General features: G+C 40.3%; 11 protein-coding genes. 3 read left to right on the forward strand and 8 right to left on the reverse strand.

Features of this window, described 5'->3' with window-relative positions; all coding sequences use genetic code 11:
* Positions 1 to 3 precede the first annotated feature (3 nt).
* The 5 genes from LY11_RS05670 to LY11_RS05690 all read right to left on the reverse strand — a co-directional run bounded on the left by LY11_RS05670 (position 4) and on the right by LY11_RS05690 (position 6,405).
* Positions 4 to 1,236 (reverse strand): DUF4374 domain-containing protein, encoded by a 1,233-nt coding sequence (locus LY11_RS05670; RefSeq protein ID WP_111632766.1) that lies wholly within the window; start codon positions 1,234 to 1,236, stop codon positions 4 to 6.
* Positions 1,237 to 1,284: 48 nt separating this feature from the next.
* Positions 1,285 to 3,729 (reverse strand): TonB-dependent receptor, encoded by a 2,445-nt coding sequence (locus LY11_RS05675; RefSeq protein ID WP_111632767.1) that lies wholly within the window; start codon positions 3,727 to 3,729, stop codon positions 1,285 to 1,287.
* Positions 3,730 to 3,924: 195 nt separating this feature from the next.
* Positions 3,925 to 5,073 (reverse strand): hypothetical protein, encoded by a 1,149-nt coding sequence (locus LY11_RS05680; protein WP_146610804.1) that lies wholly within the window; start codon positions 5,071 to 5,073, stop codon positions 3,925 to 3,927.
* 49 nt (positions 5,074 to 5,122) lie between these two features.
* Positions 5,123 to 5,776: a hypothetical protein gene (locus LY11_RS05685; RefSeq protein ID WP_111632769.1), complete on the reverse strand. Its 654-nt coding sequence runs from the start codon at positions 5,774 to 5,776 to the stop codon at positions 5,123 to 5,125.
* 74 nt (positions 5,777 to 5,850) lie between these two features.
* Positions 5,851 to 6,405, reverse strand: coding sequence for an RNA polymerase sigma-70 factor (locus LY11_RS05690; protein WP_170132636.1), 555 nt, complete (start codon positions 6,403 to 6,405; stop codon positions 5,851 to 5,853).
* 142 nt (positions 6,406 to 6,547) lie between these two features.
* On the opposite strand from LY11_RS05690, the gene LY11_RS05695 reads away from it, so the two are divergent.
* Together LY11_RS05695 and LY11_RS05700 are read left to right on the forward strand one after the other, a co-directional pair.
* Complete coding sequence (locus LY11_RS05695) at positions 6,548 to 8,983, forward strand: phosphocholine-specific phospholipase C (protein WP_111632771.1); 2,436 nt, start codon at positions 6,548 to 6,550, stop codon at positions 8,981 to 8,983.
* Between the two features lie 61 nt (positions 8,984 to 9,044).
* A complete protein-coding gene (locus LY11_RS05700; protein ID WP_111632772.1) occupies positions 9,045 to 10,685 on the forward strand; it encodes a beta-N-acetylhexosaminidase in 1,641 nt (546 codons plus the stop codon).
* A 47-nt stretch (positions 10,686 to 10,732) separates the two neighbouring features.
* Here LY11_RS05700 and LY11_RS05705 read toward each other — a convergent pair whose 3' ends face one another.
* The 3 genes from LY11_RS05705 to LY11_RS05715 are packed head-to-tail and all read right to left on the reverse strand — an operon-like array spanning position 10,733 to position 12,549.
* The gene (locus LY11_RS05705; RefSeq protein ID WP_111632773.1) at positions 10,733 to 11,830 is read right to left on the reverse strand and encodes a Nif3-like dinuclear metal center hexameric protein; all 1,098 of its coding nucleotides are present in this window, start codon (positions 11,828 to 11,830) and stop codon (positions 10,733 to 10,735) included.
* Positions 11,831 to 11,857: 27 nt separating this feature from the next.
* Entirely contained in the window at positions 11,858 to 12,220 is a 363-nt protein-coding gene (locus LY11_RS05710) for a TM2 domain-containing protein (RefSeq protein ID WP_068404691.1), read from the reverse strand.
* Between the two features lie 23 nt (positions 12,221 to 12,243).
* A complete protein-coding gene (locus LY11_RS05715) occupies positions 12,244 to 12,549 on the reverse strand; it encodes a DUF2752 domain-containing protein (protein ID WP_111632912.1) in 306 nt (101 codons plus the stop codon).
* Positions 12,550 to 12,624: 75 nt separating this feature from the next.
* On the opposite strand from LY11_RS05715, the gene mfd reads away from it, so the two are divergent.
* The gene (gene mfd / locus LY11_RS05720) at positions 12,625 to 15,966 is read left to right on the forward strand and encodes a transcription-repair coupling factor (protein WP_111632774.1); all 3,342 of its coding nucleotides are present in this window, start codon (positions 12,625 to 12,627) and stop codon (positions 15,964 to 15,966) included.
* Positions 15,967 to 15,974 lie beyond the last annotated feature (8 nt).

Below are 15,974 nucleotides of genomic sequence, written 5' to 3' on the forward strand. Positions count from 1 at the left end.
ATTTTAATACGTTAATTTCGAGATAGCAGTTACGCCAGCTGCACCTTCAATATGAACACCTTTTGTTGCAGTTCCATTGTCTGCATTAATAATGTACACATAGTATTCACCTGCACTATCCTCCATTACATAGTTGATTGTTTTACCGTCTTGTTCAGCATAAACAATTAGCTTAAATCCGCCAAATTCATGTACAGGAACTCCTGTAACCGGGGTAACCGTATTGTTAAATACATCAGCAATAATCATCTTGATTTTTCCACCAGTCGCTTTGGCATCAGTATAAACCGCCATCAGGAATTTACCTTTACCAATATATTCACCCCTGCAAATCTTTGATCCTACAGCTGCTTCAATATTAAAGAAATAAGATTTATCGAATTGTTCCGCTCCTTTTTTGATACGAACAATACCAGACGGTTTTGTCGATGTTCTTTGTTCACCATCACCTGATGCAGTAGACCAGGCATAAGTATCCCCGTTCTCAATTTGCTTAAGGCCCTGCTGACTGCTCCAGTCTCCGATAAAACCAGTACGGTCATCAGAGATTGTTTTTTCGTATTTAAGCTCAGGATAACTGAAAACAGCCACCCATGTACTGTCTAAACTACCATATTCACCTTCGTAAACCCGGCCACCAGGCGTATGTTTAAACTTATAGTAAGGAAGATATATTTTATTATCTACCTCAAATAAACCTGTCCATACAGCGTTAAAGCCTGTTCCTGTTATTTTCTTTAAATCTGTTGTGCTTCTTCCTGCAAGCTGAAGATTGATCGCGTCAAAACGATATAATTCTCCAACACCACTTGAACGGGGATCACCACCGCCTACCCAGAAATCACTACCGACTTTACCAGATACACCGGTACGGAAGGTTGTTACTGCTCTTCCGGCTTCAAATATTTTACCTTGTTCATTCAGACGAAATGGTCTTACCAACCCCTGTTCATTATAAGCTTGTGCAAATACTGTATTATTCTGAACGATAAAAGACCAGGCATCTACTTCTACACCATTATTGGTTGATGAAACTCCTCCTTTGGTAATATCATCTGTACTTACGATATAAGTTGCAGCACCATCGCCCTTTCCAGTATAAACAAATACATATTTTGAACGCCCTGGCTTCCCTGGGTCTACAGGAGCATCCGGAGTTTTATCCTTGCTGCAAGCACCTAATAGTACTGCCATTCCTAACATACCTGTTATTAAAAAATTAGTAGTCTTCTTCATTGTTTTATTTATTTAATTATTAAAAGCTGATTTAAACGGGCACTCTGATCAGAGGCCTCTTTTTTTAGAAAAATAATAGCGGAGCTTAATGTTAAAAGCGCGGCTGGGCTTCTGCAATGCGTAATTATCAAACAGCTCAGCATCAGTTAAATTCAGACACTCTACTGCGATATTATATTTTCCACCTCCCATGGCATAGATCATATTAACATCGTGTGCCCACTGGGTCGGCACAACCATTTTAGTCTCTTTAGAACCTTGTCCTGGCCAGTACAGGTAAAATTTATTGACGAACAACACGTTATAACCTAAAGTAAGCTGGTTACCTTTTTTCAGGACATTATTGAAATAAAAGCTGCCGTTTGCATTTCCAAAAAGGTAGGGAGTATTAGGAATACGATCTCTGTAAATGACACTTCTGGTTTTCGAGAGCTCACCTGAAATCAGTCTGTCGAATTCATTATCATTCCTTAAATTCTGATAAGTGAAACTGGTATTCAACGTGAACAGCTGCTTATAAGCATAACGCAATTCTGCATCAATACCACGATTGGTTACTTTACCTTCATTGCTAAACTTGCTTAAATATCTTCCATTACTTGCCCCAGGCAATACATTAGCCCGGATATAATCATTCGCATTACGGAAAATATAATTAGCCTGAATTTGAAAGAAATGTGTTTTATTTATTTCTGTAGTATAAGTTGCTCCAATATTAATATTATCGCTACTCTCCGGCTTCAGTTCCAGATTCGCAACCGTCAAATAAACATTACCAAAGAACTCATCATTATCAGGCAGACGATAAGCCTTCTCGTAAGAAGCCTTTAACTGAAGATTTTCTGTTAAGAAATAAGATCCCGCAAATCCATAACCTTGCTTAGATAAATCCGAGCTTCGCGAGAGGATAGTATAAGTTGTTATTTTAGTCGAATTATCAAAATCCCTGACTACATTATTACTCGTTATGTGTTGATTATATTGTTTGATAAAGGCAGTGAAATTTAATTTTTCATCAAGATTTAAGCGATAACCTAACCCTAAGATGTTCTTCCTGGAAATCTGAGGCTGCTTGTCCTGCCGGTTATCCGGATCAAAGCGATTCAGTCCTTTCCTGTTAAAAGTCGAAAACTGGTCATTAAGAGATAAAGAATGACGGTCATTTATGGCATAATTCAATCCTGCATTAGCCAGACCATTATTATTTTTAAACTTAAAGTCTGCCAGATCACCTTCTCCACCAATAGCCTTTGGATCGTTCCGGTTTCTGGGTACAGAAGATCCATCCCAGGTAAATTTTCGGGGAACCGTATCTACATTACGCTCTTCTCCAAAATTAAAATTTCCATTTACCCTTAAATCCAATCCTTTGACAAACAAATCCTTCTTCACATACTTTAAAGTAGGCTGTATGGTATTTCCGGATTTCCATCTTCCACCAAATACATCTTCCATCCGGTTTCCGACCTGTATATCTGCTTTGTTTTGTCCCAAAGTAATCCCTACCAAGAACTGATCAGCATATTTTTTACCGGATACACCAATATTTGCGACTACAGTTTCATTGTGATACCGATCATGAAATCTGCGTACTCTTGTCGGTGTATTTACTCCGGTAATACTGTCTGTCACCCCTCCGGTTACCCAGTAATTATTGTCAGAATAGTTTTGAAAAGCACTTAATTGTGCCGTAAAACCAGATTTGGCGGTATAACCAGCATTAACCGAGCTTTTATGTGTATTAAAAGAACCAAAAGAATAAGAAGCATCTACATAAGTTCTGGGATCTGTGTTGGTCACAATATTTACCGCACCACCCAAAGCATCACCACCAAGCCATACCGGAACAACTCCTTTATAAACTTCAATCCTGTCTGCAAAATTCACCGGGATATTATTTAACTGGAAAGAAGATCCAAAATTCTCCATCGGCATACCATCCAGAAAGAACTTCACCTGGTTACCAGAAAATCCATTCAAACTAAAAGTCATATTCGACCCCACTCCACCAGATTCACGTACACGGGCACCAGAAACCCTGTTCATTACCTGCCCAAGGTCCATTGTCGTATTGTGAAGTGCCTTTGCATCTATCGATATTACATTATAAGCCTGCCTGTTGGTTTTCTGATTTTTGCTGAAGCCAAGAATAGCGACTTCATCGATCTCTCTCACATCCTGTTTAAGCCTGAAACTAATAGTAGCCTCCTTTGCTGCGATAACTGTTAAGCTTTTCTCTTCTTTAGTACGCCCCAGCGCATGAATTTTGAGCTGGTAAGTTCCCGGAGCAAGCCCAGCAAAACGGAATTCCCCTTTTTCATCACTGACTGCTGTTTTGTTTAAGGGCAATAACTTAATAATTGCGCCCGGAATGGCTTCCGACTGGTCATTATACACATTACCTTTAATCGTGCCGTTCCTGCCGCTCTGAGCTTGAACAAAAAATATCAGGGCGCACAAAATACCCGTCAGAAAAATTTTCTTAATTTGCATTACTTTTAAATGATAAACGATTTAGAGGTAACCCCATTTGGGGATGAGTCATACAGGTACGAACTGTATGGCTCTTTTTTATTTTTTCATATTATTCTATCGCCAGTTTTCCGGCTTCTACTATACTATTATCATAAGTAGAGCTTTTCCCCTATGCCTATTTAGAATAATTTTAAATAAAATAGAATAAAGAGCTTAATCTGCTAGTTTATCTATACGGATTATTTGTCCATTTACTTCAGCACCACGCTTAAGTATCCCCGAGCGGAGATTATAAATCCAGATTTGACTTTTATCATTCTCCTGATAAACTGATAGATAAGCGAAACTTTCATCCGCAGTAACATCCATTATAAAATCAAGAAGGACAGGAGGTAAGCGCAGGTTGATTTTTTTTTGCCGGCGAAGATCCAGCAACTCATACCGTGAAATTCTTTTGAGCATATAATCATCAAACTGACTAATAACTGAAGATTCCACAATTCTTGTTACAGCTAGCCCGTGTCCTAAATTATAAAGCGTATAAGCCTCCTGGGCACCATGGCTCCCTAATTTAAACAAGTAACCCGGATCAAATGTCTGAGCACCCTTATTCAGCCTTAAAATAGCCGAGGGAGCCGTAGGATGATTACCAGTTCTGCCGCCAGGTTGCCCTAATACATAAACAGTATCATTTAAGACCAGGGAATTAGAACTCCATATATTATAACTGCCAGGCCAGGTAGTTCTGTTATCCTGGAAACTATTTTGAAATTCCAGCCCAGGAAAGTTAAAAACAGCCGTATAGATAGAACCATCAGGCGGATTAACATGTTCCCGCATAAAACCCTTTTGATAAGTATAGAAAATAAAAAGTTTGTCTTTAACCAATTGCGCAGACATGCCCGTATAGTTTACACCCTTTGGTGCTGGTGGAACCGCCAATAATCCATTCCGTAATACCTTCATTTCTTTCAGGTCGATTTCTATATACCGGAACTGCTCATCAACAACGCTGCCCAATAAGATCGTATGATCATTGACCCAATTCACCCAGCCAGAATAAGGCTCCCAGGGAATTGCTTTCATATCAATCGACTGTTCCAGAACTAAACCCTCAGCAGTTGCCCTGTATTTCAGGAAACTCTGATCAGACTTATCCATCAGTAAATAACAATGATCATAAACAGCAATCGTCATTCCAGGCACATCAATCCCTTTTGCCTCAGCCTTTCCTGCCTGCATTGAATAAACCGGCATAAAACGGGTTACATTTTTCTCCTGATCATAAACAATCAGCCCAAAATTGAAGCCATCTTTCCCCTTGTGCCCATCACAAGCACAGATCACGAGGAAAATAAACAAAAATAAAAGCCGAAAATTACCAGGTAAATACCGATTCACATCAATTGATTTAGAGGCCAAAATCTCTTTTCATATTCAAGGCCAGTATAGGTGGCATATCCGTGAGATTACGATTTTCTACCATGACCAGTTCATCATCCTTAAAAAGATAATGTGCCAGTAAATAAGACCTGCCTTTTCTTAGATTAAGTTTTTTAGACCAGACCTGGCCTTCATTATTTTTAGACAATACTAAAATTTCTTTGTCAGCAGAAGTCGTATTGCTGACCATCATATTTCCTGAAAAACTAATATCCAGCGTATCATTTTCCTGCTGTATTAACTTGACCATTCCATTTTGCCCAAGGCGGATCCTTAGCCCATCAAACTCCTTTTCCTGCGATGGTCTGGATTGATCATAATGAAATACCATTAACTGATCCCTTGAAGTATTCCGCTGGAAACTGAAAAAATAAAACACAGCCAATAAACTAGCAGCAACAGCTAACTTAAATATCCGGTTTCTGTAAAGCTGCGAATGATTATGTTTCAGATTCTCTGCGCTGATTTTAGCCCACACCTCATGCTGCGGTGGTATATTTTCCCCAGTTAATTCCTCCGCATCGAGGTCGTCAGCTTCCCCTTCCATCCATTTTTCATAGATTTTCAGTTCTTCCTCAGAAGCATTCCCCGATAAACATTTTTTTAATAACTCCGGATTCATATACTAGCCTGATGATTATAATTATCACAACCCTTCTTTATCCCCTACGTCAGCGTAGATAAAGACTGATTATTTTAAGATAATGGATACTTTTCGAGCCCCTTACGGATAAACTTCAGCGCTTTTGTCAATTGGTTTTCGACTGTTTTTTCAGAGATCAGCAGATTACCTGCGATTTCCTGGTTATTCAGCCCCTTTTCTCTGCTTAACACATATACCGCCCTGCAGCGTTCAGGGAGACAGTTGACTAATTTATCAATATCCTCTCTTAAAAACCTGTACAGCACCTGCTGCTCCGTATGGTTATGATCACCCACTGTTTGTCTCAGCAGTAATTCATCCATCTTTTTTGCCTTACGAACTTCATCACTGTAAACCCGGCTGATCCGGAAACGTACCGCACGAACCAGGTAATTTTCTATGGTATCCTCACTCAACAGCAAAGAATCTCTGCGTTGCCAGATAGATGTGAAGACCTCTTGTACTACACCTTCCGCACGATAAGCATCGCCAAGATATTTGTAGGCCAGTTGATATAATTTTTTCCAATAGCATTCGTAAAGATGAAAAAAAGACTTTTCATCAATTCTAAGCTGATTCTTTAAATTATCCGGTGATTGTTCAGACACGATCTATGAGGAATTTGTCCGCCAAAGTTAAGATAATTTAGAACGATTCAAAATGGCACAATGTGTAACGATTTTATGTAGAACGACATTTAATAACTCACGAAGCTTGCCAGTTAAAATAATTTTTGGATTTTTATAGTACATGGAAAACAGAAGAGATTTTATCAAGAAGGCATCTTTATTAACCGGAGCCTTAAGTCTTTCAACAATTTTACCAGGATCAATACAAAGGGCATTAGCCATCGATCCTGAACTTGGAACTACCTTTTTGGATGCAGCGCATATCGTATTTCTGATGCAGGAAAACAGGTCCTTCGATCACGCTTTCGGTTCCTTAAAAGGAGTCCGCGGCTTCAATGATCCCAGGGCAATCCGCTTACCAAATAACTATCCAGTATGGCTGCAAACCAATAAAAAAGGAGAAACATATGCCCCTTTCAGGTTAGACCTTAAAGATACCAGGGCAACCTGGATGAATTCCCTGCCGCACTCCTGGGAAAATCAGGTCGATGCCCGTAACCATGGTGATTTCAACGGATGGCTTGAAGCGAAAAGGTCCGGGAATAAAGATTACGCAGATATGCCGCTCACTATGGGCTACTATAACAGAGAAGACATCCCATTCTATTACGCCCTTGCAGACTCCTTTACCGTTTGCGATCAAAGTTTTTGCTCTTCACTGACTGGCACAAGTCCTAACCGCACGTTTTTCTGGACAGGAAAAATCAGAGAAGAACAAAACGGTACCGCTAAAGCTCACCTTGACAATGGAGATATTGATGGATCAGAACGCCTGTCGTGGGGAACTTTTCCTGAGCGCCTGTCTGCACACGGCGTAGACTGGAGAATTTATCAGAATGAACTTAGCGCAGGTGTTGGCTTTGAAGGAGAACAAGACGACTGGCTGGGGAACTTTACCGACAATCCGATTGAATTTTTCCAGCAATATCACGTTAAAAGACACCCTGAACATATTAAATGGCTAAAAAAAGCAACTGCAGATCTGACCACTAAATTAAAGGACAAACCAGACCCGAAGCTGCAAAAAACACTAGAACACTATCAGAAAGAGCTTACTTTTCTGGAAAGCAACCCGCTTGAAACTTTAACTCCCGAACAACAAGATTTACATCAAAGAGCATTTACCACCAATAAAAATGATCCTGATTTCCATCAACTGGAATCCATCACTTATCATGATCAGGGTAAAGAGCGAACAACAGCAATTCCCAAAGGTGATATATTGCATCAGTTCCGCTCAGATGTCGACTCGGGTAAGCTGCCCGCAGTTTCCTGGCTGGTTGCACCCTGCAATTTCTCTGACCATCCCGGTGCCCCATGGTATGGCGCATGGTACCTGTCAGAAGCCATCGATATTTTAACAAAAAATCCTGAAGTCTGGAAAAAAACCATCTTTGTTCTTACTTACGATGAAAATGATGGTTACTTTGATCATGTACCTCCATTTACAGCTCCTAACCCCAAAGATCCGGCTACAGGAATCGTTTCAAAAAGCCTCGATATTGATGCAGAATTTGTACAAAAAGGGCAGAGTAAAAGAGAAAGCCCTGTAGGTTTGGGCTACAGAGTACCTATGGTTATTGTTTCTCCCTGGACACGCGGAGGTTATGTAAACTCACAGGTTTTCGACCATACCTCTTCCATCCAGTTCTTAGAACACTTTTTAAGTCATAAAACCGGGCAGAAGATCCACGAAGAAAACCTGACTTCCTGGCGAAGAAGCTTATGTGGCGACCTTACTTCGGTTTTCAGGCCTTATAATGGAGAGAAGATTTCACTGCCAAAAACAATAGAAAGAAAGCCCTTTATCGAAGGAATTCATAAGGCTCAGTTTGCTAAACTGCCGGATAACTTTAAAAAATTAGATCATCAGGCCATAACGGCGGTCATTAAAAACCCTAAAGGCTCAGTACACCTTCCAACGCAAGAAAAAGGAATTAAGCCTGCTAACGCTATTCCTTATGAGATTTACGCGCAGGGAGGACTAAATACAGCCAAAAATCAATTTGAACTTGCAATGACTGCAGGCAATAAATATTTCGGCAGCCTGGCCAGTGGTGCAGGCTTCAATATCTATGCAAAACACAAAAATTGGTCTTTTACAGCAGCAGCAGGGGATACATTAACCTACCAATGGCCACTCGATACATTCGATCAGCAGCAATACGACTTAAAAGTATATAGCGTTAACGGTTTTTTCAGGCACTTTACAGGGAACGCTAATGATCCCGAAATCATGATTGCACTGCACTATCAGAATGAAAAAGGGAAAATTGATCAATTGAACGGTAATCTGATCCTGGAAATCAAACGACTTAAAAAAGGCATACCACTTCAGGTCACCCTCACAGACAACGCTTATCAGCAACAGCAAATTGACGTTTCCATAGGCGCAAAAGAAACAGAGAAACGCGTTACCATTGATTTAAAGAGCAGTCATAACTGGTATGATTTTACGATTAAAACAAAGGGACATCCCGCTTTTAGTCAACAATTTGCCGGCCACGTAGAACATTCCAGAGAAAGCTTTACAGACCCCTTGATGGCGAACCTATAATTCAGCTATTTCATTAAAAATTTATATATTAAGATTTCCCCAACTTAACCAAATAACCATTATGAAAAAGCTTTTAGCTTCTTTTGCAGCAGTTTGCTTACTTCTCAGTAACCAAACCGTATTTGCACAAACAGAACCACTTATTTCCCCGCGTCCTTTAATACTGGAAACAGCCCAGGGAACTTTTCAGCTTAATGCTGCTACCACAATTATTGCTGCCAAAACATTAACCACAGAAGCAAATTATCTAAAAGACAAACTTTCAGCCGCAGCAGGACTGAACGTTCAGATCAGCAGCTCATCAAAAGCTGCAAATCATAAAATTGTACTTACACTTGAGCAAAATCTATCAGCAACAGCCGGTAAAGAAGGTTATCAGCTTACGGTAAACGCTGAAGGAGTCAAAATAACCGCGGCAGACAAAGCAGGTTTATTTTATGGCATACAATCTTTGCTGCAATTAATTACACAACAGGAAAGCGGTAAAAACGTAAACATTCCCTTTGTAACCATTCAGGATAAACCACGCTTTAGCTGGCGTGCCCTGATGCTTGATGAAGGCCGTCATTTCAAAGGAGAAAAAGTAGTGAAGCAGCTATTGGATGATATGGCTATGCTGAAAATGAATGTTTTTCACTGGCACTTAACAGACGATCAAGGCTGGAGAATTGAAATCAAGAAATACCCTGAATTAACAAAAATAGGCTCTAAACGTAAAGATTCACAATTAGCCTGGAGAAGTGATAAACGTTCAGGAAAACCACATGAAGGCTTCTATACACAAGAACAGATTAAAGAAGTGGTCCGTTATGCTACTGAAAGACATATTACAGTAGTTCCGGAAATTGAAATGCCAGGTCACGCTACTGCGGCTATCGCCGCCTACCCATGGTTAGGTACCACAGGAGAAAAAGTTGAAGTCCCTGTTACTTTTGGCAAGTTTAAAGACACCTATAACGTAGCCGATCCCAAAGTCTATGCCTTTTTAGAAGATGTACTGACCGAAGTAATGGCCTTATTCCCATCTAAAGTAATTCACATTGGTGGCGACGAAGTCTTATATGACCAGTGGAAAAGCTCTCCCCAGATACAGGCATTGATGGTCAGAGAAGGTTTGAAATCTCCAGCTGATGTACAGATCTGGTTTACCAACAAAATTTCTAAATTTATTGCTTCCAAAGGTCGCAGGATGATGGGATGGAATGAAATTATGGGTGGTAAAGTCCATGATAATATAGATGAAAAAGAGACAATAGTCAAAGAGAAACTGGATCAGGGAACTATCGTTCATTTTTGGAGAGGCACAACAGATATGATTACCAACGCAGCCTCAAAAGGCTATGATCTGGTTAACTCTTACCACATTTACACTTATCTGGACTATGATTATAAAGAAATTACGGTACAAAAAGCTTATGAATTTAATCCGGTACCAGAAGGCTTAGATCCTAAATATGACAAACACGTATTAGGCCTGGGCTGTCAGATGTGGAGTGAATTTATTCCGGAAGTTACTGATATGCAAAAGAAAATTTATCCCCGCTTAGCTGCTTATGCAGAGGTAGGATGGACAGATTTATCCCGTAAAGACTATACCTATTTCAAAAATACAATGAAGCTGATTGAAGCACATTGGAAAGCAGAAGGAGTGGACGTGGCAGTTGTAGATTATGACGCGAAAGCAGAAGAAACTAAACAATAAAAAAACGGGGGTTAGCTTATTGCTAACCCCCGTTTTAACGCTGTTATCTAATAAAAGTAATTGATTGGATTTGTGTTCACTTCAGTTAAGCGAACCTCCAGCTCAGGGAACTTTCTTTGCAGAATATCTACCAGTAAATCAGACGTGAACTGCTCACTTTCAAAATGTCCTATATCCGCGATAATCAGTTTTCCGTCAGCATCAAAAAACTCATGATACTTGAAGTCTGCCGTAATAAAAGCATCAGCACCGGCTGCGAGCGCATTTCCAAGCAGAAAACTACCAGAACCACCACAAACAGCCACTTTTTTAATTTTACGGCCTGTATCTTTAGTATGCCTGATCACGCTGACATTCATTCTGGATTTGACAAATCTCAGGAAATCTGCCATGTCCATTTCTTCTTCCAGCCAGCCGACCATTCCGGCCCCGACTGTGCTTAACTTATTTTCAAGCGGATAAATATCATAAGCAACCTCTTCATAATGGTGATTTTCAAGCAATGCAAGCAATACTTTTCGCTCGTCCTGAATTAAAAATACTGTTTCAATTCTTACTTCAGGCTCCTGATGCTGCAAACCCTGCTGCCCGACAAAAGGCTGTGTACCTGCTGAAGCTTTAAATGTGCCTACGCCAACAGCATTGAAACTGCATTCACTATAATTTGCAATATTCCCCGCACCCGCAGCAAAAAGAGCTTCTCTTAACCTGTTGACCTGCGCCGTTGGACAAAAAGTAACCAGTTTTTTCAGAATTCCATCTTTAGGGGCAAGAATTTTAGGTTGTTTTAAGCCCAGACGTTTGCAAATCACCCCGTTCACCCCATTCTGTACACTATCAAGATTTGTATGGATCGCATATAAAGCAATATTATTCTTGATCGCTTTAACAATCACGCGCTCCACGTAATTCTTGCCTGTAAACTTTTTCAATCCTTTGAAAACAATTGGATGATGCGTAATGATCAGATTGCAATTTCTGGCAATAGCCTCATCAACAATATCTTCAGTACAATCAAGAGCGACTAAAGCCCCTGTGATTTCCTGGTTCATATCTCCCGTCAGCAAGCCCGAATTATCATAATCTTCCTGATAATTTAATGGCGCATAAGCCTCCAGATGTTTAGTAATTACAGCTAATCTCATCATATGTAAAGATACGATAACATTTAATTATTGTGTAATTGCACCCATTTTTGCCATTTGCAAACTTTCAAAAGCTACCTTTTGATTGTATTCAAAAGCCAGGTTTTTATAATTGACCAAATCTATAATTGTTCCGATCATACATAAACCATACGTGAAAAAGTAAAGTATCCCCATGCCGATCTGATTCACCAGGAACCTGGATAACCCAGGTACAAAAAAGCCCAGAACACAATAAAGTACCATATCATCCGGATTTCTTCTTTTGCTATTGTAGATCATCAGAAATCCATTCAGCTGCTGCTCATTAAAACCTGCAGTCATAGATTGCAGGTAAGAAAACTCCTGAGGCGTGATGCCCGGAAGCATCATAAATGGTGAATTGTACATAATCTCTCTCCTTATATTTTAATTTATTCTATTCTTATTTTTTTCCACTCGTACTGTCCAAGTGTAATAATCCTCAAACCGATGATAACTACTGCAGGTATCCCCAGCCAGTGCTGATGAAAACTCTCCTCCAGATTACCATGGAACAATTGCGTAATCGATCTTCCCATTCCGCAGCCCGGACACCAGTCCAGACCCAGGTTTGCTAAAGGACAAAAGGTAAAATGATGTACCTGATTATGTCCCTGCGGCTCTGCAATGGCCAGCAACACTATACCAGTTACCCAGAAAACCAATTCCAGTGGTAAACGGCCTAACGAGTTAAGCATTACGGTTTTGAATTTTAGAGTCATAAATGGCCGCATTGTTACATATTAGCAAATCATAAATATTATCTTTGTGAGGTGAACATCCGTGACCTGATCAATAGATATAAAACTGATGAGCGCATCGAAGCGCTTGCAAAGACCCTCAATTCGGGTAAAGGTAATAAACTTCAATTAAAAGGTTTAGTAGGATCTGCCGATGCTACAGTTGCCGTTACCACCTATTTTCTGCTGCATAAGCCACAATTATTTATCCTTCCTGACAGAGAAGAAGCTGCTTATTTTATGGCAGATCTGGAAAGCATACTTGAAAAAGAAGTGTTGATTTTTCCTTCCTCTTTCCGTAAAGCCTTTGACTTCACCCAGGTAGATACTGCTAATGTGCTCGCCAGGGCAGAAGTACTAAACGAGCTGAATCACAACTCTTCCTTTGGAAAGATCGTAGTTACCTATCCCGAAGCGCTTGCCGAGAAGGTAATTAACAGAGACATTCTGGAAAAAAACACCCTTGAAATAAGTTTAGGTGTGAAACTGGGCATTGATTTTATCAATGAATTTCTGGTTGATTATGACTTTAACCGCACCGATTTCGTTTATGAACCCGGTCAGTTCTCTATACGCGGCGGTATCGTGGATATTTTCTCCTTCTCCCATGACCTTCCTTACCGGATAGAATTTTTTGGCGATGAGGTAGAAAGCATCCGGACTTTTGAAATCGAAAGCCAGCTCTCCGTAGAAGATGTTAAGACCTTTACTATCATTCCTAACGTACAATCCAAATACCTGACAGAAAGCAATATTAACCTGCTGGATTACGTAGAAAATGATACACAGCTCTGGTTTAAAGATGTGGAATTCACGCTCGATGTTATTAAAACAGGTTATAAAAAGGCTGTAGAATTATGGAAAGCACTTCCTGCGAAAGAAAAGCAGGAAAACCTCGACTGGATTGACCCTAAATTTGCTTTCTCGGATGAAAGAATGATCGGAGACATCCTGCATGATTTCTCTGTCATAGAATTTGGCAAGCAATTCTTCTATAAAACCGATCACGTTTTCCTGTTTGACACCAAACCACAGCCCTCTTTTAACAAAGACTTCAACCTGCTGATACATAACTTAAAAGAAAACGAGAAAAACGGGATTCATAACTTTATTTCCAGCTCTTCTCCTAAACAAACCGAGAGGTTATATGCCATATTGGACGATATTGATAAAACTGCGAAATTCGTTCCTGTCAACATTCAGTTAAGAGAAGGCTTCATCGATCCGCAGCAATCCATTGCCTTTTATACCGATCATCAGATCTTTGACCGGTTTTATAAGTATAAATTAAAAAGAGGTTATCAGCGCAGCCAGGCTATCACTATGAAAGACCTGAGAGATCTGAAACCTGGAGACTTCGTTACCCATATAGACCACGGTATCGGTAAATATGCCGGTCTGGAAAAGGTAGAAGTCAATGGCAAAACACAAGAAATGATCCGGCTGGTTTACGCTGATAATGACTTGCTTTACGTCAATATCAACTCTTTAAACCGTATCGCAAAATACAGTGGAAAAGACGGTACACCACCAAAAATGAATAAACTGGGTACAGAAGCCTGGGATAAACTAAAAAAGACCACAAAAAAAAAAGTTAAAGACATTGCCCGGGACCTGATTAAGCTTTATGCCCTGAGAAAATCACAGGTAGGGACCGCATTTGATCCCGATGGTTATCTGGAAACTGAGTTGGAAGCCTCCTTCATTTATGAAGATACGCCCGATCAGATGAAAGCTACCAACGATGTCAAAAAGGATATGGAAGCCCCGCATCCAATGGACAGGCTCGTATGTGGTGATGTTGGTTTTGGAAAGACAGAAATAGCTATCAGAGCAGCATTTAAAGCCGTAGCAAACGGTAAACAGGCTGCGGTTCTGGTTCCAACCACCATCCTTGCTTTACAACACTTCAAAACATTCTCCGGAAGACTAAAAGAGTTTCCTTGCAAAGTAGATTATATTAACCGTTTCAAGACTAATAAACAAATTAAAGAAACACTGGCGCAAGTAGAAGAGGGTAAAGTTGACATCATTATCGGAACCCATCGTTTGCTGAGTAAAGACGTGAAATTCAAGTCACTCGGTATTATGATTATCGATGAAGAACAGAAATTCGGAGTTACCGCCAAAGAGAAGCTACGTGCACTGCGTGTGAATGTAGATACCCTGACCCTGACCGCTACGCCAATACCAAGAACCCTGCATTTCTCGCTGATGGGAGCAAGGGATTTGTCAATTATGAGTACTCCGCCACCAAACCGGCAGCCCGTTAATACCGAACTTCACGTATTCAATGACAAACTGATCCAGGAAGCAGTACAATTTGAACTGGACCGTGGCGGCCAGGTATTTTTTATCCATAACCGGGTAAATGACCTGCCACAACTTGGCGGATTGATACAAACACTTGTTCCAAAAGCCCGTATAGGTATCGCTCACGGACAATTAGACGGAGACGCACTCGAAGATGTCATGCTTGATTTCATTAATGGTGAAAAGGATGTACTGGTTGCCACCACCATTATCGAAGCAGGGCTGGATATTCCAAATGCAAATACGATCATTATTAACCACGCCCATATGTTTGGTCTGAGTGATTTGCACCAGATGCGTGGAAGGGTAGGAAGATCTAATAAAAAGGCATTTTGTTACCTGTTAAGCCCTCCTTTATCTACACTGACTTCTGAAGCCAGGAAACGTCTGAGTGCTATCGAAGAATTTTCTGACCTGGGCAGTGGCTTCAATATTGCCATGCGTGACCTGGATATTCGCGGCAGTGGAAACCTGCTGGGCGCTGAACAAAGCGGATTTATTGCAGAAATAGGCTTTGAAATGTACCATAAGATATTGGATGAAGCCATACAGGAACTTAAAGCTGATGAATTCAAAGAATTGTTCAAAGACGATAAAGAACGTCCTTTTGTTACCTTTACTCAAATCGATACAGACCTGGAACTCTATATCCCGGATGATTATGTAACCAACATTACAGAGCGATATAACCTCTATACCGAACTTTCCAAGCTGGATGACGAATTACAGCTGGCAGCCTTTGAAACGTCCTTAAAAGACCGCTTTGGTAGTGTTCCCAGGCCAGTAAAGACCATGCTGAATGTACTGCGTTTGCAATGGACAGCTAAAAAACTTGGCTTTGAAAAATTAAGTTTTAAAAAAGGTGTATTAAGAGGCTATTTTATTGCTGATAAGCAATCCAGTTTCTTCGATTCTCCGATGTTCCATAAAATATTAACCTTCGCGCAGCAGCATCCCCGGATGTGTAACCTGAAAGAAGTTAAAAATACCTTAAGAATTGCTTTTGAAGATCTGAAAACGGTAGATGAAGCGATTCAAATGCTGCAAATGGTTGCAGAATAAATAAATCA

The organism is Pedobacter cryoconitis, assembly GCF_003259615.1.
Lineage (GTDB): Bacteria > Bacteroidota > Bacteroidia > Sphingobacteriales > Sphingobacteriaceae > Pedobacter > Pedobacter cryoconitis.

Coding starts and splice junctions, on each gene's coding strand:
- LY11_RS05715 (WP_111632912.1), bottom strand. CDS start 12,549: ATGCTTAACTCGTTAGGCCGTTTACCACTGGAATTGGTTTTCTGGGTA.
- LY11_RS05670 (WP_111632766.1), bottom strand. CDS start 1,236: ATGAAGAAGACTACTAATTTTTTAATAACAGGTATGTTAGGAATGGCA.
- LY11_RS05695 (WP_111632771.1), top strand. CDS start 6,548: ATGGAAAACAGAAGAGATTTTATCAAGAAGGCATCTTTATTAACCGGA.
- LY11_RS05705 (WP_111632773.1), bottom strand. CDS start 11,830: ATGAGATTAGCTGTAATTACTAAACATCTGGAGGCTTATGCGCCATTA.
- LY11_RS05685 (WP_111632769.1), bottom strand. CDS start 5,776: ATGAATCCGGAGTTATTAAAAAAATGTTTATCGGGGAATGCTTCTGAG.
- LY11_RS05700 (WP_111632772.1), top strand. CDS start 9,045: ATGAAAAAGCTTTTAGCTTCTTTTGCAGCAGTTTGCTTACTTCTCAGT.
- LY11_RS05710 (WP_068404691.1), bottom strand. CDS start 12,220: ATGTACAATTCACCATTTATGATGCTTCCGGGCATCACGCCTCAGGAG.
- LY11_RS05675 (WP_111632767.1), bottom strand. CDS start 3,729: ATGCAAATTAAGAAAATTTTTCTGACGGGTATTTTGTGCGCCCTGATA.